Annotated in this window: 13 protein-coding genes; 4 read left to right on the forward strand and 9 right to left on the reverse strand. The window is 74.2% G+C overall.

The window, feature by feature from the left end:
* Positions 1 to 69: 69 nt before the first annotated feature.
* The 3 genes from D7I43_RS33765 to D7I43_RS24520 form a co-directional block, all read right to left on the reverse strand.
* Entirely contained in the window at positions 70 to 225 is a 156-nt protein-coding gene (locus tag D7I43_RS33765) for a hypothetical protein (RefSeq protein WP_240033130.1), read from the reverse strand.
* A 278-nt stretch (positions 226 to 503) separates the two neighbouring features.
* Entirely contained in the window at positions 504 to 977 is a 474-nt protein-coding gene (locus tag D7I43_RS24515; protein WP_120330913.1) for an SRPBCC family protein, read from the reverse strand.
* Entirely contained in the window at positions 961 to 1,305 is a 345-nt protein-coding gene (locus tag D7I43_RS24520) for an ArsR/SmtB family transcription factor (protein WP_120330914.1), read from the reverse strand. The genes D7I43_RS24515 and D7I43_RS24520 overlap by 17 nt, the downstream gene beginning before the upstream one ends.
* A gap of 156 nt (positions 1,306 to 1,461) precedes the next feature.
* Here D7I43_RS24520 and D7I43_RS34160 point away from each other — a divergent pair, with 156 nt between their 5' ends.
* On the forward strand, positions 1,462 to 2,112 hold the full coding sequence (locus D7I43_RS34160; protein ID WP_120330915.1) for a flavodoxin family protein: 651 nt from the start codon (positions 1,462 to 1,464) through the stop codon (positions 2,110 to 2,112).
* Between the two features lie 22 nt (positions 2,113 to 2,134).
* On the opposite strand, the gene D7I43_RS24530 is transcribed toward D7I43_RS34160, so the two are convergent.
* On the reverse strand, positions 2,135 to 2,629 hold the full coding sequence (locus D7I43_RS24530) for a type II toxin-antitoxin system PemK/MazF family toxin (protein ID WP_120330916.1): 495 nt from the start codon (positions 2,627 to 2,629) through the stop codon (positions 2,135 to 2,137).
* A 141-nt stretch (positions 2,630 to 2,770) separates the two neighbouring features.
* Between D7I43_RS24530 and D7I43_RS24535 the strand changes: the two genes are divergently transcribed.
* From D7I43_RS24535 to D7I43_RS24545, 3 genes are all read left to right on the forward strand, one after another.
* Positions 2,771 to 3,466: a YdcF family protein gene (locus D7I43_RS24535; protein ID WP_240033131.1), complete on the forward strand. Its 696-nt coding sequence runs from the start codon at positions 2,771 to 2,773 to the stop codon at positions 3,464 to 3,466.
* Between the two features lie 80 nt (positions 3,467 to 3,546).
* On the forward strand, positions 3,547 to 4,371 hold the full coding sequence (locus tag D7I43_RS24540) for an LLM class flavin-dependent oxidoreductase (RefSeq protein WP_120330917.1): 825 nt from the start codon (positions 3,547 to 3,549) through the stop codon (positions 4,369 to 4,371).
* 56 nt (positions 4,372 to 4,427) lie between these two features.
* A complete protein-coding gene (locus D7I43_RS24545) occupies positions 4,428 to 5,672 on the forward strand; it encodes a hypothetical protein (RefSeq protein WP_120330918.1) in 1,245 nt (414 codons plus the stop codon).
* Between the two features lie 162 nt (positions 5,673 to 5,834).
* Here the strand turns inward: D7I43_RS24545 and D7I43_RS24550 are convergent, their stop codons facing one another.
* The 5 genes from D7I43_RS24550 to D7I43_RS24570 are packed head-to-tail and all read right to left on the reverse strand — an operon-like array spanning position 5,835 to position 21,121.
* The gene (locus D7I43_RS24550) at positions 5,835 to 11,369 is read right to left on the reverse strand and encodes a non-ribosomal peptide synthetase/MFS transporter (protein ID WP_120330919.1); all 5,535 of its coding nucleotides are present in this window, start codon (positions 11,367 to 11,369) and stop codon (positions 5,835 to 5,837) included.
* Positions 11,369 to 14,488: a non-ribosomal peptide synthetase gene (locus D7I43_RS24555; RefSeq protein ID WP_120330920.1), complete on the reverse strand. Its 3,120-nt coding sequence runs from the start codon at positions 14,486 to 14,488 to the stop codon at positions 11,369 to 11,371. The genes D7I43_RS24550 and D7I43_RS24555 overlap by 1 nt, the downstream gene beginning before the upstream one ends.
* On the reverse strand, positions 14,485 to 14,673 hold the full coding sequence (locus D7I43_RS24560) for an MbtH family protein (RefSeq protein WP_120330921.1): 189 nt from the start codon (positions 14,671 to 14,673) through the stop codon (positions 14,485 to 14,487). The genes D7I43_RS24555 and D7I43_RS24560 overlap by 4 nt, the downstream gene beginning before the upstream one ends.
* The gene (locus D7I43_RS24565; RefSeq protein ID WP_120330922.1) at positions 14,673 to 15,626 is read right to left on the reverse strand and encodes a TauD/TfdA family dioxygenase; all 954 of its coding nucleotides are present in this window, start codon (positions 15,624 to 15,626) and stop codon (positions 14,673 to 14,675) included. Before D7I43_RS24565 ends, D7I43_RS24560 begins: the two co-directional genes overlap by 1 nt.
* A 26-nt stretch (positions 15,627 to 15,652) precedes the next feature.
* The gene (locus D7I43_RS24570) at positions 15,653 to 21,121 is read right to left on the reverse strand and encodes a type I polyketide synthase (protein ID WP_120330923.1); all 5,469 of its coding nucleotides are present in this window, start codon (positions 21,119 to 21,121) and stop codon (positions 15,653 to 15,655) included.
* Positions 21,122 to 21,124 lie beyond the last annotated feature (3 nt).

Here is a 21,124-nt window from a genome sequence, read left to right on the forward strand (position 1 = left end):
ACGGGTCACAGCAGAAAGGAGGTGCAGTCGGTGCGGGCCGGCGGCCGGTGGGCCGCCGGCCGCACCGCTTCAGAAGGAGTGCCGTGGTGGCCGGGGCAGCCAGCCCGTGAACCGTTGCTGCAGGACGGACACCGGAACGCGGCGCAGCTCGTCGGACGCCGCGGCGAGGCAGGACGCCAGATAGACCCCGAGCGCGGCACGATCGCGGCGGTACTCCTCCAGCAACCGGCGCCGCTTCGTGGCACATGGCCACTCCGCGCCGCAGGTACCGCACGTCCAGCCTGGAGTAACGGGGAGATGATCCTCGGAACCAGCCTGGGGGCGTGGCACATCACCGTTCATCGCGGCCGTCCTCTCCGGTCCGGACGGCGACCCCGTCGCCGCCACTGTGCGGAACCCGGTGCGACTCCCCAGTGCATACTGTGCAGCGCCCGCGCGCATGCCGGCGTTACACACCGCTGTCACGCGTGCACCGGCACGTCGGTCCGCCCCGACGCCGGTCGTCAGACCAGGGTGGCCAGGTACCGTTCGAGCGCGGCGTACGACTCGGCCGCCCCCTGCGTCATGCCGCTGTCGAGCATGCCGTCGCGCTCCTGCGTGGTGTCGAAGCGGCTGGTGCCGGTCACCACGGTCCGGCCGTCGCGCTCGGTGAAGACGAGGGTCTCCTCCACCACGTGCCCGGGCATGCCCTCGAACTCGAAGGTCTGCACGATGCGCTCCGGCACCACGATCTCGCGGAACTCGCCCCGGAAGGCGTAGGAGTTGCCGTCTTTCGTGTGCTCCACGAAGCGGTACCGGCCGCCGACCCGGAAGTCGATCTCGACGTCGAGCGGGTTGCCCCGGCCCCACCAGTGTGTGAGGTGCTCCGCCTCGCTGTGGGCGGCGAACACCAGCTCGCGCGGCGCGTCGAACGTGCGGGTGAGGGTGATCTCGCGGTCCGACGGCAGGTCGATCACCAGGTCACTGAGCTGTCCCATCGCTTCTCTCCTTCAGGTCACGCAGATAGTCGTCCAACGTGTCGTAACGGTCGTCCCAGAGCCTTCGGTACTGGTCGACCCACTCGGACAGGGTGCGCAGCGGGGCCGGATCGAGCCGGCAGCGCCGCCACTGGGCCTCCCGGGTGCGGACGATCAGGCCGGCCCGCTCCAGGACGTTGAGGTGCTTCGAGATGGCCTGGACGCTCACCGGGAACGGTGCCGCCAGCTCGTTGACCGTCGCCTCGCCGGACGCCAGCCGGGCGAGGATGGCCCGGCGGGTCGGATCCGCGAGGGCGGCGAACACGAGGCTGACCGGATCTGCCGTCATGACCTTCTCTCAACCACTTGGTTGATAAACCGATAAGTTGAACGTACGCCGTCGGGGCGCGGTGTCAAGCGGATCCGGAAACCTCGTGGAGGTGTTCCGCGCCGTCGCACGGGTAGAACGGACAGCGCACACGGCACCGGCCGAGGAGGTAGCACCGTGACGGCCATCCGGGCCCTGGTCCTGAACTGCACCCTGAAGCGTTCCCCGGCGCCGTCGAGTTCGGAGGTGCTCGGCCGGGAGGTGCTCGACGCCTTCGCCGACCAGGGCGTGGACGGCGAGCTGATCCGGGTCATCGATCACGACGTGCGTTTCGGCGTCTCCACCGACGAGGGCGACGGCGACGGGTGGCCGGCCATCCGGGCCCGGCTGCTCGCCGCGCAGATCCTCGTCATCGCCACTCCGATCTGGCTCGGTCAGCCCTCCTCGGTGACCAAGATGGTGCTGGAACGCCTCGACGCGGAGCTGTCCGAGACCGACGCCCAGGGCCGGCTGCTCACGTACGGGAAGGTGGGCGGGGTGGCCGTCGTCGGCAACGAGGACGGCGCGCACCACACCATCGCCGAGGTGCAGCAGGCGTTGAACGAGGTCGGCTTCACCTGTCCCGCCGCCGGGGCGACGTACTGGGTCGGCGAGGCGCTGCACAAGGTCGACTACCTCGACGCCCGGCCGAAGCCCGACACGACCGGGCGTACCACCAGGGCTCTGGCCCTCAACAGCGCACACCTGGCCCGGTTGCTGGCCGAGCAGCCGTACCCGCCGCCGGACGCCCGGGGCGCGGCGGTCGGACCGAGCCGCGAACCGGCCTGAACGGGTCGCTCCCCGCCGTCGCTCAGCGCCAGCCGTAGCCGGCGCGCAGCGCCCGGCTCACCCGCTCGAAGCGCTCCCGGTCCAGGATCGCACCCTCGCGGCGGATGCTGTCCTCCCGCATGGTGAGCACCCGGTCCAACCGGATCCAGCTGGGCCGCTTCTCACGGTCCCAGGTGCCCGGGCCGAGCGCGAGCCAGTGCCGCTGGCCGTCGCGCTCGCTCTGGCTGGAGAGCATCAGCCCGAACAGGGTCCGGCTCTGCCGCCCGACCACGAGCACCGGCCGGTCCTTGCCCTGGCGGGGGTCGTCCTCGTACGGCACCCAGGTCCAGACGATCTCACCCGGGTCGGCCTGCCCGTCCAGCTCGGGCGCGTACGACAGCTCGCGCCGCTGCAACGAGGCGACCTGGCGCCGCCGGGCGACCTGGGCCGGCGCGGGCCCCGACCGACGCGGACGGGGGACGACGACCCCACCCACCCGACCGATGCGCGCCGCCACATTCCTCAACAGACCTGCCACGGCCCGGCAGCCTATCCGCTCCGCCCCACCCTCCCCGAGCCAGGGAACCCGTGACGAACCCATTACCGTGTCCGACGGAGGAGGGCCCCTCCCGACGACCCCCGGCACACACGCCGGACCCTCACCCCAGCGGAGGCATGGGTGCACCCGAACGGACCGCTGCCCCGAGTCGTGCCGGCCGCGGACCTCACCGCCGTCACCACGCGCGGGCTCATGGACGTGATGACGGCCTTCACGGCCATCCTGGCGCTGCCCGCCTCGGCCGCCGACCGGGTGGACGCGCTCGCCGTGCCCACCGGCCAGGGCGAGGAGTGGCGCCTCACCCACGCCATCGACCGCTGGCAGGCCCGCCCGGAGATCAACCATCTGCTGGTCGCCAACGGCAACCCGCGCGAGGCGACGTACCGCGAGCTCACCCTCCCCTACCTGCGTGATCTCGGGCTCAGCCGCCTCGACGGCGCCCTCCTCCAGACCGGGCCGGCGCCCCACACCGGCCTCCAGGCCGCGTGGATCGCCGACCGGGTCGGCGAACTGGGCATCACGAGCCTCGGGCTCACCGTCTCGCCGTACCACCTGCCGCGGGTGTACCTCACGGTCCTCAGGGCCCTCGACGAGCGGGGCCTTCGCATCGCCCTCGTGCCCGACCCGGTGACGGTTCCTCCCCACACCGCCGTCCCGGAGACGCACGCGACCGCCTACGACCTGCTCCCCGGCGAGGCCGCACGCATCGTGAGGTACGCGGACAGCGGATGGCTCGCCTCCCTCGACGACCTGAAGCGCTACCTGCGGTGGCTGTGGAGCGAGCACGTGGCGCTCCTCACCGGGCACCCGGGCTGACATCTGCCGGCGCGCTCGCGACCGTGGCGACATCCCGCGCGGTCGTCGCGTCACCGCCGGGCGGCCGTTAGGGTTGCTCGGTGCCCCGATACGCAGTCGGACTCCCGAACGTCGGGCCGTTCGCCGACGCCGCGGCCCTGGTCGAGCTGGCCGTCGCCGCCGAGGAACGCGGCTGGGACGGCGTGTTCGTCTGGGACCACGTGCTCTACCACGAGCCGGACTGGCCCGTCGTGAACCCCGTGGTCGTCGCGTCCGCGATCGCGGCGCGGACCTCCCGGATCCGGCTCGGCGTCCTCATGACCGCACTGCCGCGACGCCGGGTGCAGGTGGTGGCCCGGGAGACCGCCACCCTGGACACGCTGTCCGGCGGTCGGCTCGTCTTCGGTGCGGCCATCGGCTCGATGGACGCCGAGTACACGGCGTTCGGCGAAGATCCCGACCTGCGGGTGCGCGGGAGGCGGCTGGACGAGTCACTCGCGCAGCTCACGGCACTGTGGTCGGGCCAGGAGGTGCCCCTGCCGTCGGGCGAGCGGGTGCGGATGCTGCCCACGCCGGTCCAGCGGCCGCGCGTACCCGTCTGGTGCGCCGGCCGGTGGCCCAACCGTCCCGGCCTGCGCCGCGCCGCCCGCTGGGACGGAGTGGTCCCGACGTTCGCCGGCGCGGGCATGGGCGTGCCCGTGCCGGTCGAGCAGTTCGCCGACGCGGTGCGGTTCGTCGCCGCCGAGCGGGGGTCGCTCGACGGGTTCGACATCGGGCTCGAAGGCTGGACGTCACCGGAGAACGCCGCGCGGACCGTCGCGCCGTACGCGGCGGTCGGGCTCACCTGGTGGATCGAGGCGATGGGCTGGTGGCGCGGAGGTGTGGAGGCGGCCCGGGAACGCGTGCTCGCCGGCCCGCCCCGCTGACCCGCCCGACGATCGGGGCTGACGTGGCGGCGGGCAGCGGGCACAGTGGAGCGGTGATGGTTCTCACCGGGCCCGTGGCCCGATACGCGGAACGGATGCACCGCCTCGTCGGCGACGGTCACCACGTCGCCTCCCCGCTGGGTGCGTGGCTGCTGCTCGCCCTGGCCGGCCCGGCCGCCACCGGCGCCGCCCGGGCCGAACTGGAGGACGTCCTCGGCACCGACGTGGACCGGGCGGCCGCCACCGCGCGGTCCCTGCTGGACGCGCCGCACCCGCTGGTCGCGTCGGCGAGCGCGCTGTGGGAGCGGTCGGCCTCCGACGCGCTGGCCGGGTGGCGGGCCACGCTGCCGGAGCGCACCGAGACGGGCCCGCTGCCCGACCAGGCGGCGTTGGACGCGTGGGCGCGCGAGCGCACCCTGGGCCTCATCGAGAGGTTCCCCCTCACGCTGTCGCCGGAAACGCTGCTGGTCATGGCGACCGCGTTGGCCACGCGGATCTCCTGGGCCGACCCGTTCCAGGTGGCGACCGGCGACGCACTCGGCCCCGACAGCGCCTGGGGGCGGCGGCTGCGCCACGTGCTGCGTACGCCGTGGCACGGCCACGACTGCTGGATCGCCGAAACCGCGCGGGCCGGGGACGTGGCCGTGCACGCGGCCGCGGCCCGGCCGGAGAGCGTCGACGGCCGCGACGCGGGGATGCTGGTGGTCTCCGTGGCCGCCATGCCGGACGTCCCGGCGGCCGACGTGCTCGCGGCGGCTCACGAGGTGGCCGTGGAGGCGGCCCGGTCCACGGTGGAGAAGGGTGTGGGCCGGCGCTCCCTCTACGACCTGCCGCTGGGCGACACCCCGCTGTGGTCGCTGCGGGAGGAGCAGACCCGGGCGTACGCCCGGGAGGAGCACGTCAGCGCGGTGCTGCCCGGCTGGTCCGCGGAGAGCCGGCACGACCTGACGGCCGCGGCGCTGGGGTTCGGTTCGGCGGCGCGGGCCCTCGGCGAGCTGATGGGCGGCCCGCCGCTGATGTACGAGGCGGTCCAGTCCGCGGTGGCGCGCTACGGCCGGTACGGGTTCGAGGCCGCCGCCGTGACGGCGTTCGCCCTGGCGACCGGGCTGCCGCCGGAGAACGTCGCCCGGTTCGCCGAACTGCGGTTCGGGCACCCGTACGCCGTGGTGGCGGTCGCCACCGACACCCGCGGCGGGGTGCCGGCCGGGCCGTGGCACGGCCTGCCGGTCTACTCGGCGTGGGTGGCGCAGCCGTCGGAGCTGCCGGACGAGGACCTCACCGAACCGCCCGGGACGGTCTGACCGGTGGGGCCTCCGGGAGACGGCCGGAGGCCCCACCCGCCTCCGGCCGTCACGGCGTGCGGGGCCGCGGGCCGGCGCGTACACCGGCGACCGGAGGCCCGCCGGGCCTGGAGCGACCGGAGGCCGCCCGACCTCCGGGGGACGTCCGGAGGCCGGGCGGGTTCAGGCGGCGACCGGCACCTTCTCCGACTCCCGCTCCGCCGCGCGCGCCGCGAGGCGCCGCTCGCGTTCCTGCGCGCCGATGAGGTCGTCCGGCAGCGAGTCCTCGACCTCGATGTCGAAGCGGCGCAGGAGCCGGATCGCGAAGCCGCCCAGGGTGATCAGGACCAGCGTCGCGCCGAAGCAGATGTACGCGAACGCGATCCCCCGGCCCGGGCCGGTGCCGATGACCGCGCCCACCGATCCGGCCAGGGCGCCGCCCGGGGCGAACATCGGCTCGAAGAGGTTGGTCGTCGCGGGTGCGACCAGCGCGAAGCCGATCGGCAGGGTCGACCAGGAGATGGTCTGGTTGAGGCTGAACACCCGGCCGTGGAAGCGCTGCGGCACCTTGACCTGGACGATCGTGGCGTAGATGGACTGGGCGGTGGTCATCGCCATGGCCAGCCAGAACATCCCCACGCCGATCATCGCCACCGAGGCGTCGAGGCCGATGAGCACGCAGCCGATCGCCGTGCCGAGGTTGCCGATGAGCACGCCGATCATCCGCCGGTGCCGTGGGCCGCCCCAGATCGACATCAGCACACCGCCGGCCACCGCGCCGAGGGCCTCGGCGAGCGCCACCTGGGCCACCTGGGTCGCCGTGCCGAAGGAGAGCACCAGCGGCGTGACGAGCACCAGGGCGGGGGCCAGGAAGATGTTGCCGAGGGCGAAGTAGCCGAGCATCAGCCGGAACCCGCGGTGGTTCCAGGAGTAGCGCAGCCCGTTGGCGATCGCCACGAGCAGCCGTTCCCGGGGTCGCCAGCCCAGCGCGTTCGGGAAGCGGACCATCGCGAGGGTGAGCACGGCCACCAGGTAGCTGACCACGTCGATGATCACGATGCCCTTGAGCTCGATGGCGGCCAGTAGGCCGGCGGCGAAGACCGGCATGAGCAGCATGGCGACGCCGTTGGAGAGCTGGGTGATGCCCATGGCGTGACCGAGGTAGCGCTTGGGCACCAGCTGCGGCACGGCCGACTGGAACGCGATGCGCTGGAACGACCCGGCGACCTGGCTCAACGCCACGAGGCCGTAGATGTGCCAGAGCGCCAGGGTGTCGGTCCACAGCAGCGCCGCGAGGACCACCTGCACCGAGCCGGCGCTGCTGCTCGCGATCATCATGATCCGGCGGCGGCTCACCCGGTCGGTGATCGCCCCGGCGACCGGCAGCATGAGCACGCCGCAGATCAGCGCCAGCGCCCACAGCAGGCCCAGGTTGGTGACCGAGCCGGTCCGGTTGAACAGCCAGATCGGCAGGGCGAACGCGGTCAGCGCGGAGCCGGTCGTGGAGACGACCTGGCCGGCGGTGACCGCGACGAACCGGCCCATGCTCGGTTTGACCGTGTTGGCCTGCCGCCGCTCGTCCACGCCGACGCGCATCGTGTCGTGCACGGCCCAGCCGGCGTCCTCGCCCCGCGCCTCCCGGGTCAGCGCGGACACGTCGCCGGCGGCGACGGCCCGGTGGGTGCGGGTGACGATCTCGGCCAGTTCGTCGGCGCGGTACTTGAGGAAGAAGTGCCCGGCCTGGTCCAGCACCACCAGCGTCAGGTCGTCGCTGAGGAACTGCCACTCGGCGTACCGCTCGGTGTAGTAGTCGGTGACCGGGTCCTCGGAGCCGACCACCGAGACGATCGGCGCGCGCAGCTTCGTCACCCGACGGTCGAGCAGGCCGGTGAAGTACTCCTCGGAGGCCCGGGAGTCGGCCCGCATGTTGCTGATGATCCGGTCGGCCTGCTCCGGATCCAGCTCGTCGGTGTCCACGCCCATCGACTTGAGCCAGCTCGCGTAGTGCCGGTTGCTGCGCAGCTTCTCCATCCGCGTGCGCAGCGCGGCGAAGATGCCCTTGGGACGGGCGAACGGGAACATCGCGCCGATGTAGAGGGCCTCCAGCTCACGCCCGGCGGCCTCCACCTTGCGGGCCACCTCGGTGACGATCGCGCTGCCCACGCCGCAGTGGCCGTAGAGGACGAGCGGTCCCTCGACCCGTTCCAGGATCTCCTCGGCCACCCGCGTGGTCAGCTCGTCGAACGGCACCGCGTCCTCGCTGAGCCCCACGTCGTGCCCCGGAATCGCCAGCGACCACAGCGCGTGCCCGGCCGGCAGCGCGTCCGCGAGAGGCTGGTAGACGATCGCGCTGCCGCCGCCGTACGGCACGCAGACGTACGACACCACCCGCTGCTTCGCCGGGATCGGCTTGGTCAGCTCGTAGAGCAGCCGCCGCGGCCCCTCCTGGCCGGCGCTGCCGGACATGAAGGCGGCCAGCTCACGGATGGTGCGCTGCTGGAAGAGGTCCATGACGCCGACGGCGCGGCCACCGTGCTCCGCCTTGCGGATCTTCGCGACCACCTGCGTGGCGAGCATCGAGTGCCCGCCCAGGTCGAAGAAGTCGTCGTCGATGCCGACCGCCGGCACGCCGAGCACCTCCGACCAGATGCCGGCGAGCAGCCGCTCGGTGTCGTCGCGGGGCTCGACCATCGCCACCGACGCCTCGCGGGTGACCACGGGCGCCGGCAGCGCGCGGCGGTCCAGCTTGCCGTTCGGGCTGAGCGGCAGCGCGTCGAGGGTGACGAACGCCGCCGGCACCATGTACTCCGGCAGGGTCTCCTTCAGCGCCGCCTTCAGGTCGGCGTGCTCGGCCGTCCCCACCACGTACGCGGTGAGCCGCTTGTCGCCGGGGGTGTCCTCGCGGACGATCACCGCGGCCTCGACCACCCCGGGCTGCTCCCGCAGCGCGCTCTCGATCTCCCCCAGCTCGATCCGCAGCCCGCGCAGCTTCACCTGGTGGTCGATGCGGCCGAGGAACTCGATGACCCCGGCCGGCGTTGCGTCGACGCCAGCCGCGTCGGGCGCCGCGGGCGCGATCCGCCAGCGGGCCAGGTCGCCGGTGCGGTACAGGCGGGCGCCCGGCTCGCCGGAGAACGGGTCCGGCACGAACCGCTCGGCGGTCAGGGCCGGGCGGCGGTGGTAGCCGCGGGCCAGCCCGACACCGCCGATGTGCAGCTCACCGGCGACCCCGACCGGGCACTCGTTGCCGGCCGCGTCGAGCACGTGCAGCCGCAGGTTGGCGATGGGCGCGCCGATGGGCACGCTCGCCAGCCCGGCCAGCAGCGCGGGGTCGCAGTGCCAGGAGCTGACGTCGATGGCCGCCTCGGTCGGGCCGTACAGGTTGTGCAACCCGCACCAGGGCAGCCGGGCGGTGAAGTCGGTGGCCGTCGCCAGCGGCAGCTCCTCGCCGGAGCAGATCACCCGCCGCAGAGCGGTGGCGGCCTCGACGCCGTCCTCGGCCAGGAACACGGTCAGCATCGACGGAACGAAGTGGGTGGTCGTCACCTTCTCGGCGACCAGCAGGTCGCGCAGGTAGCCGGCGTCCTTGTGCCCACCCGGCCGCGCCAGGACCAGCCGTGCGCCCTCGCGCAGCGGCCAGAAGAACTCCCACACCGACACGTCGAAGCTCGCCGGCGTCTTCTGGAGCACCGCGTCGTCCGGGCCGATCCGGTACGTCTTCTGCATCCAGTCGAGCCGGTTCACGATGCCCCGGTGCGTGTTCGGCACGCCCTTGGGCCGCCCGGTGGAACCGGAGGTGTAGATGACGTACGCCAGGTGCTCCGGACCGGCCACCGGGGCGGGGTCGGTCTCCGGCTGCCCGGCCCACACGCCGTCGTCGTCGAGGACGAGCACCGTGGCGCCGGTCTCCGGCAGCACGTCGCGCAGGTGCTCCTGCACCAGCACGACCGGCGCGTCGGCGTCGGTGAGCATGAACGCCAGCCGGTCGGCCGGGTACTCCGGGTCCAGCGGCAGGTAGGCGCCGCCGGCCTTGAGTACGCCGAGCAGGCCGGCGACCAGCTCCACCGAACGCTCCGCGCAGACCCCGACCAGCGTCTCCGGGCCCACGCCGGCCGCGCGCAGCCGGTGCGCGACCCGGTTCGCCGCGGCGTTCAGCTCGGCGTACGTCACCGAACGGCCCTCGAAGCGCAGCGCCACGGCGTCCGGGGTGCGGGCGGCCCGCTCCTCGATCGGCGCGTGCAGCGTCTGGTTACGCGGGAAGTCGGCGGCGGTGTCGTTCCAGGCCGCCAGCAGCTCCCGCTCGCCGGGGGCGAGCAGGTCCAGCGCGGAGACCGGGGTGTCCGGCGCGGCGACCACGGCCCGCAGCAGCGCGCCGAGCCGGCCGGCCATCCGCTCGACGGTCTCGCGGGTGAACAGGTCGGTGTTGAAGACGAGCTTGCCCCAGAGGCCGTCGACGGTCTCCACGGCGTGCAGCTCGAAGTCGAACCGGGTGGCCCGCAGCTCCATGGGCGTCCAGTCGAAGGTCACCTCGCTGGTGCCGGGGACCTCGGCGTACCGGCCCATGTCGTAGTTCTGCAGGACGAACATGGCCTGGAACACCGGCGAGCGGCTGACGTCGCGGGGCAGGCCCAGCTCGTGCACCACCCGGGCGAACGGCACGTCGCCGTGCTCCAGGGCGTCGAGCACGCTGCGCCGGGTCCGCTCCAGCAGTTCGGCGAACGTCGGGTCGCCGGCCAGTTCGGCGCGCAGCGGCAGCATGTTGATGAACATGCCGACGACGTTCTCCAGCTCCGGCGCGGACCGGCCGGCCACCGACGCCCCGACGGCGAAGTCCTCCTGGCCGGCGTGCCGGGACAGGAATACCTGGTACGCCGCGAGCAGCGTCATGAACAGGGTGCCGCCGTGGGCGCGGGTGAGCGCGTTCAGTCCGTCGGTGGTCGCCTTGTCGAGGGTGAACTCCACGAAGTCGCCGCGGTAGGTCTGCGTGGCCGGCCGCGGCAGGTCCAGCGGCAGCTCCAACGGCGTGATGCCGTCGAGCCGCTGCTTCCACCACTCCAGGTGCCCCTGGGCGGCCGGCCCGGCCAGCTCCCGCGCCTCCCAGACGGCGAAGTCGCCGTACTGGACGGGCAGCGCCGGAGGCTCGCCGCCCCGGTAGAGGGTGACGAGGTCGCGGAGCAGCACGTCGACCGACCAGCCGTCGCCGACGATGTGGTGCTGGCCGAGGAAGAGCACGTGGTCCTCGGGCGCGAGCCGGATGAGCAGGGCGCGCAGCAGCGGGCCGCGCGCCAGGTCGAACGGTTCGGCGGCGGCGGCCTCGACCAGTTCCTGCGCGGCGGCCTCGTCGGCGGCCTCCACGATGGTCAGCGGCACCTCGAGGCTCTCCTCGATCACCACGGTCGGCTTGCCGTCGGCGTCGGCGGGGAACCGCGTCCGCAACGACTCGTGCCGCCGCGTCAGGCCGTCGAGCGCGGCCCGCAGCGCCGCCACGTCCAGGGGGCCGCGCACCCGCATCGGCACGGCGATGTGGTACGCCGCCTCGCCCGGGGCGAGCTGGTCCATGAACCAGACCCGCTCCTGGGCGTACGAGAGCGGCACCTCGGCGTCCGGCGGACGCGGGGTGATCCGCGCTGCGGTCGCGGCGGCCTGACGCCGCCGCAACCGCTGCGCGATGAGGGCCTGCCGGGCGGCGTCCCGGGCCGGGTCCTTCAGGTCGGTCATCAGGGAGTGTCCTTCTCCGCCGCCAGCAGGGCGGCGACCTCGGTTTCGGAGAGCCCGTCGAGTTCGGCGGCGATCCGCTGCTCGATCTGGGCGGCCAGGTCGGCCACCACCGGGCTGCTGAACAGGGCCCGCATCGGCAGGTCCACGTCCACCTCGGCGCGGATGCGGGCCATCGCCCGCATGCCCCGCAGGGAGTTACCGCCGAGGGCGAAGAAGTCGTCGAGCGCACCGACCTTCTCCACCTGGAGGATCTCGGCGTAGACGTCGGCGACCAGCGACTCGGCCTCGGTGCGGGGAGCCACGAAACCGTCCGCGGTGGCGGCGGCCTCCGGCGCGGGCAGCGCCGCGACGTCGAGCTTGCCGTTCGGGGTGAGCGGCAGCGCGTCCACCGGCACGAAGGCCGTCGGCACCAGGTGCGCGGGAAGCTCGGCGGCCAGGTCGGCCGCGAGGGCCGCCGGGTCGGCGGTGCCGACCACGTAGCCGACCAGCTCTGGCTCGCCGGAGTCGGTGCGCACCACCACGGCCGCCTCCCGCACGTCGGGGCGGGCGAGCAGGGTCGACTCGATCTCGCCGAGCTCGATCCGCATGCCGCGGACCTTCACCTGGTTGTCGCGGCGGCCGAGGTACTCCAGCGTCCCGTCGGCGCGCCGGCGGGCCAGGTCACCGGTGCGGTACATCCGCGCACCGGGCGGCCCGAACGGGCAGGGCAGGAAGCGTTCCGCCGTCAGCCCGGGCCGGCGCAGGTAGCCGCGCGCGAGCTGGTCGCCGGCGACGTACAGCTCGCCGACCACCCCCGGCGGCACCGGGTTCAGGGCCGCGTCGAGCAGGTACGCCCGGGTGTTCCAGGTGGGACCGCCGATGGGCACCGGGCCGGCCGGCAGCGTCTCCCCCGGCGCGATCCGGGCCGCCACGCAGCCCACGGTGGCCTCGGTCGGCCCGTACTCGTTGACGATCGCGACGTCCTCGTGCCCGGGCCGCCAGCCGGCCAGCTGCTCGCCGGTGAGCGCCTCGCCGCCGATCACCAGGTCGACGGTGGGCGACAGCTCCGGCTCGAGCAGCGGCAGGTGGCTCGGGGTGATCTTGAGGAACGACGGTCGGCCGCCGGCGCGGGCCGCCGCGTCGTCGAAGGCGGCCAGCCGGACCGTGCCGCCGGCGGTGAGCGTGCCGAGCAGCCCGGTGACGGTCAGGTCGAACGAGACCGGCGAGTGCAGCAGCGCCGTGCCCGCGAGGCCGGGGTAGGTGTGCCGCGCCCAGGCCAGGTAGGCGGCGACCGCCCGGTGCTCGACCACCACGCCCTTGGGACGCCCGGTGGAGCCGGACGTGTAGAGCACGTACGCCGGGTGCTCGGGGCGCAGCGGGGCGACCCGGTCGGCGTCGGTGAGGTCACCGTCGGCCAGGTCCGCGCCGGTGCCGGCGTCGACCACCAGCGCACCGGCCGGGACCAGCGCGGCGGTCTCCGCGGTGGCCAGCACCAGCGCTGGCTGCGCGTCCTCCAACAGGTACGCGATCCGCCCGGCGGGGTAGCCGGTGTCCACGGGCACGTACGCGGCGCCCGACTTGAGCACGGCGAGGATCGCCACCACCAGCTCCACCGAGCGGGGCAGCGCCAGCGCCACGCGGGTCTCCGGGCCGGCGCCGCGGGCGACCAGCAGCCGGGCGAGGCGGTTGGCCCGCGCGTTCACCTCGGCGTAGGACAGCGCGACGCCCTCGTGCACCAGCGCCGTGGCGTCGGGGGCGGCGGCCACGCGCCGCTGCACCTCCTCCACGACGGTGGTCGCCGGCACCTCGCGGGCGGTGTCGTTCCACGTGACGAGCACCCGCTCCCGCTCGGCGTCGTCGAGCAGCGGCAGCGCGGAGACCTGCTGCCCGGGTGCCGTCACGGCCGCGTCGAGCAGCCGGACGTACCGGGCCACGAGGGCCTCCGCGGTGGTGCGGTCGAACAGCGCCGTCCGGTAGACCAGCCGGCTCGTCGTGGTGGTGATGTCGAACGCCAGGTCGTCCTTCGTGGTGCCCAGCGCCACCGGGTCCAGGCCGGAGTCCGGGATCCAGTTGAGCGCGGTCTGGAAGATCGGCTGCACCGACGGGTCGCGCTGGGGGGCGACCGCCTCGACGATCCGCTGGAACGGGGTCTGGCCGTGCTCCATCGCGTCGACCAGCCCGTCGCGTACCCGGGTGACCAGCTCGGCGAAGGTGGGGTCGCCGGCGAGGTCGCAGCGCAGCGCCACCGGGTTCACGAACATGCCGATGAGCGGCGCCAGCTCGGGGTTGTCGCGGCCGGCGGTGGACACGCCGACCACCACATCCTCGTCGCCGGAGATGCGCGACAGCAGCGCCGCGAACGCCGCCAGCAGCACCATGTACGGGGTGGCCGACGCGCCGGTGGCGAGTTCGCCGACCCGGGTGAGCAGCCCGTCGGGCAGGTCGAAGTGCACCTCGTCGCCGGCGAAGCCGAGCTGGGCCGGTCGGGGCCGGTCCAGCGGCAGCCCGGTGGCGGCGGGCGCGCCGGCGAGGTGGTCCCGCCAGAAGGTGAGCTGCCGCTCCAGCTCCTCGCCGGTGAGCTGTTCGCGCTGCCACACCGCGAAGTCGGCGTACTGGACGGGCAGCTCGGGGACGTCGGCGGGCACGCCGGTGAGCACGGACCGGCTGAACGCGGCCAGTTCGGCGGCGAGCAGCACCGCCGAGTGGCTGTCGAAGACGGCGTGGTGCACCACGAACAGCAGCGCCACCTGGTCGTCGCCGAGCCGCAGCAGCCGGGCCCGCCACAGCGGGGCGGCGTCCAGCGGGATCGGCGTGCGGCCCAGCTCGGTGAGCTCGGCGTCGAAGCGGCGCACCTGCTCGGTGCCGGCGAGGTGGCGCAGGTCCACCACGGGCAGCGTGAACGGCTCCGCCTCGCGGACGACCTGCACCAGCGCCCCGTCGTCGACCCGCAGGTGCGTACGCAGCGCCTCGTGCCGGGCCACGACCCGGTTGACCACCTCGGTGGCCTGCTCCGGGGTCACGCCGACGGGGAACCGGAACGGATTGGAGACGTTGTAGACCGGCGAGGCGGGATCGAGCTGGTTGGCGATCCAGATCCGCTCCTGGGCGAACGAGGCCGGGAAGGTCCACTCCCGCGTCATGACGCCGCCTCCCGCACGCTGCGCGGGCGCATGTCGGTCCAGACGCCGTCGATGTGGGTGAGGCACTCCTCGCGGCTGCCGGCGAAGCCGGCGTCGTGCCAGCCCGCGGGCAGTTCCCGGTCGGCCGACCAGATCGAGTACTGCTCCTCGTCGTTGCGGACGACGAGGCATCGGGATTCGGCCATCAGTTCGCTCCGTTGCTCTCGGGGGTGTGCGGTTCGGCCATCGCGACGGCGATCTTGCGGGGGCCGGTGAACGGTTCCCGGCCGTGCGCGGCGGTCATGTTGTCCACCACCAGCACGTCGTCGCGCTGGTAGTCGAAGCGGACGGTCGCGGCCCGGTACACGGACCGCAGGTGGTCCATCACGTCGGCGGGGATCTCGCCGCCGTCGCCGTAGTAGGTGTTCGACGGCAGCTCGTCGGGGCCGAACATGGCCAGCAGCCCCTCCTGGTAGTCCTTCGGGAGGGTGCTGACGTGGAAGAACGTCGCGTGGTTGAACCAGCGGGGGGTGTCCGAGCCGGGACGGTGGTGGACGACGTCGCGCACCGCCCGCGTCCGCAGCCCGTCCTTGCCGCGCCACTCCAGCTCGATCCGGTTCGCCGCCGCGTACGCCTCGACCTCGGCACGGTCGTCGGTGTTGAACACGTGCTGCCACGGGGTCCCGAAGTCCTCGTGGAAGTTGCGCACGAGCATCCAGCGACGCCGCACGAACTCCTCCCGCACCTGCGGGTCGATCTCCTCGTACACCCGGCGCACGTCGGCCAGGGGCGTGGCGCCCTGCGTCTCCGGCGGCGTGATGCAGTAGAAGAACAGGGTCAGCGGCCAGCGCGCCTGGTAGGAGTTCTCGTTGTGCAGGAAGATCTCCTCGTCCGGCGGGTAGTCGGTCGAGGTGTAGACCCGGCCCTTGATGGCGTGGCGGGGTGAGGACCGCTCGGTGTAGGTCAGCGGCTCCCCGGAGAGGGCGCGGACCACCCGGTCGAACCCGTCCACCCCGCCGACCTCGAACCCGCGGAACAGCAGCCCGCCGTGCTCGGCCAGCGCGGCACGCAGTTCGCCGCGGCGGTCGGCGATGAGGTCGGTGAGTGCCCGGCCGTCGTTCTCGACGACCACCGGCAGTGTGGCGATGGTGTCGCTCATGGCTATCTACTCCTGTCGTCTCGTGGTCAGGCGCGCGGCAGCCGCGGGATGGCGGGGATCGCCGCCGGTTCCCGTGACTCGTCGGTGGCGGGCGCGGCGGCCCGCAGTTCCCCGATGCGGGCGGCCAGGCCGGCCACCGTGGGCGTCTCGAAGAGGCTGCGCATCGGCAGCCGGACCCCGGTGGCCTTGCGCATCGCCGCGATGAGCTGCACCGCCACCAGGGAGTTGCCGCCGAGGGAGAAGAAGTCGTCGTCGACGCCGACCTCGGCCACCCCGAGGGCGTCCCGCCACACCTGGGCGATGGCGATCTCCAGCTCGGTGCTCGGCGCCGCCGAGCCGCCGCCGGTCACCGCGGGCGTGGCGGCCGGCGTGTCCGGCTCGTCCTCGAGGCTTCCGGTCGTGACCCGGCCGGCCCGGTCGCGCAGGTCGGCCACCGTCCGGGTGGCGATGACGACCTGCGCGCCGAGACCGGCGGTGAGGCTGCGGCGGAACGCCTCCGCCCCGTCCACCGGCCGGATGTCCTCGCTCGGCCCGGCCGGGGTCTCCTCGGCCGGGGCCGTGGCGGCCAGTCCGCCGGTGACCGCGCCCTGGTCGACGCGGCGCAGCACGAAGTCGCTGATCGCCACGAGTTCCCGGCCCGCCTCGTCCCGCAGGGTCAGGTCGGCGGCGACGACCTCGTCGGTGGCGCTGTCGCGGTGCCGCAGGTGGCTGGTGAAGCGGGCCGGCAGCGGCCCGCGCACCACGATCCGGCCGTACGACAGGGGCAGGTAGGTGCCGGAGCCCTGCCCGCGCCCGAACGCGGTCGCCACGTCGAGCAGGGCGGGGTGCAGGCCCCACGACGCCAGGTCGCCGGCGGCCTCGGCGGGCGCCTCGATCCGGGCCAGTTCCTCGCCGTCGCCGAGGTGGTGCTCGCGCAGCGCGTCCCACCGCGGTCCGAAGGTGAGCATGCTGGTCCGGCCCCGGCCGAACGAGGCGTCGTCGTCGACGCGGCGGCCCGCGACGGTCACCTCCCGGGCCGGCGGCGCCGGCTCGTCGACCCATCCGGCCGCGCCGCGCACGTGCGTGCGCAGCTGGCCGCCGGTGAGGCTGCGGACCGCGAAGTCCGTGCCGTCGTCGGTGGGGGTCAGCTCCACCCGGTACTGGGCGATGGCGCCCTCCGGCACCGCGAACGGCTCCAGGAACACCACGTCGCGCAGCTCCACGGCCGCGTCCGGGCCGGGGGCGGGCAGCGCCGCGACCACCGCGGCCCGGACCGACTCCAGGTGGGCGGTGCCGGGCACCACCGGCACGCCGCCGATGCGGTGCTCGTCGAGCACCCAGTGCGTGGTGGCGGAGACCAGCCCGTGCAGCACCGTACCCTCCGGTCCGGTGACCCGGGTGGTGAGCACCGGATGGTCGACGGTGGTGGTGACGGTGTCCCGTCCGGCGGCCCGGAATCCGGCCGGCACGTCCGTCTCCACGGCCATGCCCACCTCGGCCCAGCCGCCCCAGTTCTGCGACAGCACGGGCGCCCGCCAGCCGCGTCCGGCGCGGGCGTGGGCGTCGAGGAACGCGTTCGCGGCGCAGTAGTCGACCTGGCCGAAGCCTCCGATCACCGAGGTGACGGACGAGCAGAGCACCACGAAGTCCAGCGGCAGGTCGCCGAAGACGCGGGCCAGCGCGAGGGTGCCGGCGAGCTTCGGGGCGAGCACCCGCTCGGCCTCGGCGCGGTCCTTGACCTCCGCCATGCCGCCGCCGGGCAGGCCGGCGGCGTGCACGATGCCGTCGATCCCGCCGTACGCCTCCTCGGCCGCGGCCCGCACCCGGCGCAGGTCGTCGGGGTCGGTGACGTCGGCGGCCAGCACCAGCACCTGGGCGCCGGCGGCCTCCATCCGGCGGATGGCGGCGATGGCCCGCCCGGCCCGGTCGGCGCTGCCGTGCACGGCGAGGTGGTCGTCCCACCGCTCGCGGGGCGGCAGGCCGGAGCGGGCCAGCAGCACGAGCCGGGCGCGGGCCCGGCGGGCGAAGTCCTCGGCGAGGGTGATGCCGATGCCGCCCAGGCCGCCGGTGATCACGTACCGGCCGCCCTCGCGCAGGGCGCCCGGCTCGCTCTCGCCCTCGATGGTGACCTGCTCGTGGTCGGCGACCCAGCGCCGGCCGCCGCGCAACGCCACCTCGGGCCGTCGCGGGTCGCGCGGCCGGCGCAGCTCGTCGACCACGGCCCGGCCGTCGTGGTCGCCGGGGTCGGCGTCGACGAGCCGGACGGCGAGCCCCGGCAGCTCGGCGGGGAGCACCCGGGTCAGTCCCGCGAGGGTGGCGTGCTCGGGCCGGGTCAGGTCGTCGCCACGGACGTCGCCGATGCCGCTCGTGACGAGGTCCAGCGTGAGGCCGTTCTCCTCCGCGGTCAGGCCGGCGCCGGCGAGTGCCTGCACGAGGTGCAGCGCGCTGAAGAAGCCCCGCTCCTGGGCCGCCCACGTGGCGGCGATGTCGGTGCCGGTCGGCACCCCGTCGAGGGTGAGCGCGTGCACGAGCCGGGCGGGTACGCCGTCGGTGGACAGCGCCGCCACGAGGGCGTCGTGGTCCTCGCGGACGCCCGGGCGCAGCCGGTAGCCGGTCGGCGTCGCGGCGAAGGCGTCGCCGGGGCGTACCTCGACGGGGTCGGCTCCGGCGGCGCGCAGGCCGGCGATCAGCGCGTCGCCGCGCGGCCCGTCGGCGAGGACGAGGCACCGTCCGAGCGTCTCGGTGGGCGGCTGCGGCGCGGCCTGCCGCCAGACCGGTACGGCGAACCACTCCGGCAGTGGACGGGGGCCGCTCTGTGCCGCCGGCGCCCCGCCCTGCGGCTCCGGGTCGGGGTCGACCCAGTAGCGGCGCCGCTCGAACGGGTACGTGGGCAGGGGCACCCGCCGCGCCTGCGGGTCGTCGCCGAGCCGCACCGGCACACCGGCGGACCAGAGCACGGCGGCGGCGCCGAGCAGGGTGGCCAGGTCGCCGGTCGACTCGCCGGGGCCGGGGAGGCTGCCCAGCGGGGTGAGCTTGCGCTGGTCCGACGACGCCCGGGCGACCTGCATCCGGGCGAGGTTGGCCAGCTGCTTGCCGGGGCCGCACTCGACGAGCTGCCAGGTGCCCTCGCCGAGCAGGGTGGCCACGCAGTCGCCGAACCGCACGGGCCGGCGCAGGTGGGCCGCCCAGTACGCGGGGTCGGTGGCCTGCGCGTCGGTGATCCACGTGCCGGTCACGTTGGACAGGAACGGCACCGTCGGCGGGCGCAGCGTCACCGACGCCATGAGGGCGGTGAACTCGTCGAGGATCGGTTCCATCATGGGCGAGTGGAAGGCGTGCGAGGTGCGCAGCAGCTTGCACTTGCCCTTCAGCACCTCGGCGAAGGCCGCGACCGCCTCGGTCTCACCGGCCACCACGCAGGTGCCCGGGCCGTTCACCGTCGCCACGGCGAGCCCCTCGGGCAGCCGCTCGGCGACCGTCTTCTCGTCGAGCGAGACGGCGAGCATCGCACCGGCCGGCAGGGACTGCATGAGCCGGCCGCGGGCGGCGACGACCCGCAGCGCGTCGGGGAGGGTGAGCACGCCGGCCACGGTGGCGGCCACGTACTCGCCGATCGAGTGCCCGATCATCGCCGCCGGGCGCGCCCCCGCGTCCTGCCACAGGCGGGCCAGGGCGTACTCGACCACGAACAGCGCGGGCTGGGTGTAGCGGGTCTCGGTGAGCTTCTCCCCCGCCTGCGGGTCGCGGCCGAGGATCAGGTCCCGGATGTCCAGCCCCAGCTCGGGGCGGAGCAGCTCGGCGCACTCGTCGACGGTGGCGGCGAAACCGGGCTCCTCGGCGTAGAGCTGCGCGCCCATGCCGGCGTACTGGGCGCCCTGGCCGGAGAAGAGGAAGGCCAGGCGGGGCGCGCCCTCGGCCACGCCCCGCTGCACGCGCCGCGGGTTGGCCAGCGCGGCCACGGCGTCGGGCAGGTCGGTGGCCACCACGGCGGCGCGGTGCGGGTACTCCCGGCGGCCCACGCGCAGCGTGTGCGCCACGTCCGCGAGGTACTCCGGACCGGCGTCCGCGGCGCCGTCGAGGTGCGCGGCGAGCCGCTGCAGCGCGGCGTCCAGGGCCGTGGGCGTCTGCGCCGACACGTGCAGCAGCTGTGCCGGGCGCACCCGCCGGGCGGCGCCGTACGCGGCGGGCGCCTGCTCCAGCACCACGTGGGCGTTGGTGCCGCCGATGCCGAAGGAGCTGACGCCGGCCCGGCGCGGGCCGCCGTCGGTGTCCCACTTGGTGAGGGTGTTCGCCACGTAGAACGGGGTGTCGGCGAAGTCGATGGCCGGGTTCGGGGTCTCGTAGTTGATGGTGGGCGGGATCAGCCCGTGCTCCATGGCGAGCACGGTCTTGATGACGCTCACGATCCCCGACGGCTGGCTGAGGTGGCCGATGTTGGACTTCACCGAGCCGATGCCGCACCAGCCCCGGTCGTCGGTGTCCTTGGCGTACACGGCCGACAGCGCCGCCACCTCGATGGGGTCGCCCATGGCGGTGCCGGTGCCGTGCGCCTCGACGTAGCTGATGGTGCGGGGGTCGACTCCGGCCATGGCGACGGCCTGGGCGATGGCCTCCATCTGCCCGTCGATGCTCGGGGCGGTGAAGCCGACCTTGCCGGCGCCGTCGTTGTTGATGGCGTTGCCGAGCACGACGGCCCGGATCGTGTCGCCGTCGGCGATCGCGTCGGAGAGGCGCTTGAGCAGGGTCACCCCGGCGCCGCTGCCCCACACGGTGCCGTTGGCGCCGGCGTCGAACGGCCGGCACCGGCCGTCCGGCGAGGTGAAGCCGTCCATGCCCAGGTAGCCGACGTGCGGCAGCTCGATGTTCACGCCGCCGGCGAGCGCCATGTCGCACTCGCCGTTGCGCAGCGCCTCGCAGGCGAGGTGGAACGCGACCAGCGAGGTGGAGCAGGCGGTGTGCACGGTGAGGCTCGGCCCGCGCAGGTCCAGCCGGTACGACACGTTGGTCGCCACGTAGTTCGGCGAGTTGCCGGTGGCGATGGAGACGGCGCTGTGCGGGCTGCCGCCGACCCGCTTGTTGCGCAGCACGTGGCGGTGCAGGTACGTGTTGCCGCCGGTGCCCGCGTACACGCCGATCGCCCCGTCGTAGCGGGACGGGTCGTAGCCGGCGTCCTCCAGCGCGGCGTGGCACGACTCCAGGAACAGCCGGTGCTGCGGGTCGGTGATCTCCGCCTCCCGGGCGGTCATCCCGAACAGGCCGGCGTCGAACTCGTCGTACCCGTCGACGAGCGGCGCCCGGTTGACCCAGCCGGGGTCGTCCACCTCCTCGGCGGAGGCGCCCCGGGCGAGCTGCTCCTCGCGGGTGAGTTCGGTGACCGACTCCACCCCGTCGACCAGGTTGCGCCAGAACTCGTTCACGTCCGCGGCGCCGGGCAGGCGGGCGGCCATCCCGACGATCGCGATCGGCTCGATGCCGTCGCCCTCGCCGGACAGTTCGGTTGCGGTCGAATCGTCCATCAC

Origin of the sequence: Micromonospora globbae, from assembly GCF_003610785.1 — a bacterium.
GTDB classification, from domain to species: Bacteria; Actinomycetota; Actinomycetes; order Mycobacteriales; family Micromonosporaceae; genus Micromonospora; species Micromonospora globbae.

Coding starts and splice junctions, on each gene's coding strand:
- D7I43_RS24515 (WP_120330913.1), bottom strand. CDS start 977: ATGGGACAGCTCAGTGACCTGGTGATCGACCTGCCGTCGGACCGCGAG.
- D7I43_RS24520 (WP_120330914.1), bottom strand. CDS start 1,305: ATGACGGCAGATCCGGTCAGCCTCGTGTTCGCCGCCCTCGCGGATCCG.
- D7I43_RS24545 (WP_120330918.1), top strand. CDS start 4,428: ATGGTTCTCACCGGGCCCGTGGCCCGATACGCGGAACGGATGCACCGC.
- D7I43_RS24550 (WP_120330919.1), bottom strand. CDS start 11,369: ATGACCGACCTGAAGGACCCGGCCCGGGACGCCGCCCGGCAGGCCCTC.
- D7I43_RS24555 (WP_120330920.1), bottom strand. CDS start 14,488: ATGACGCGGGAGTGGACCTTCCCGGCCTCGTTCGCCCAGGAGCGGATC.
- D7I43_RS24560 (WP_120330921.1), bottom strand. CDS start 14,673: ATGGCCGAATCCCGATGCCTCGTCGTCCGCAACGACGAGGAGCAGTAC.
- D7I43_RS24565 (WP_120330922.1), bottom strand. CDS start 15,626: ATGAGCGACACCATCGCCACACTGCCGGTGGTCGTCGAGAACGACGGC.
- D7I43_RS24570 (WP_120330923.1), bottom strand. CDS start 21,121: ATGGACGATTCGACCGCAACCGAACTGTCCGGCGAGGGCGACGGCATC.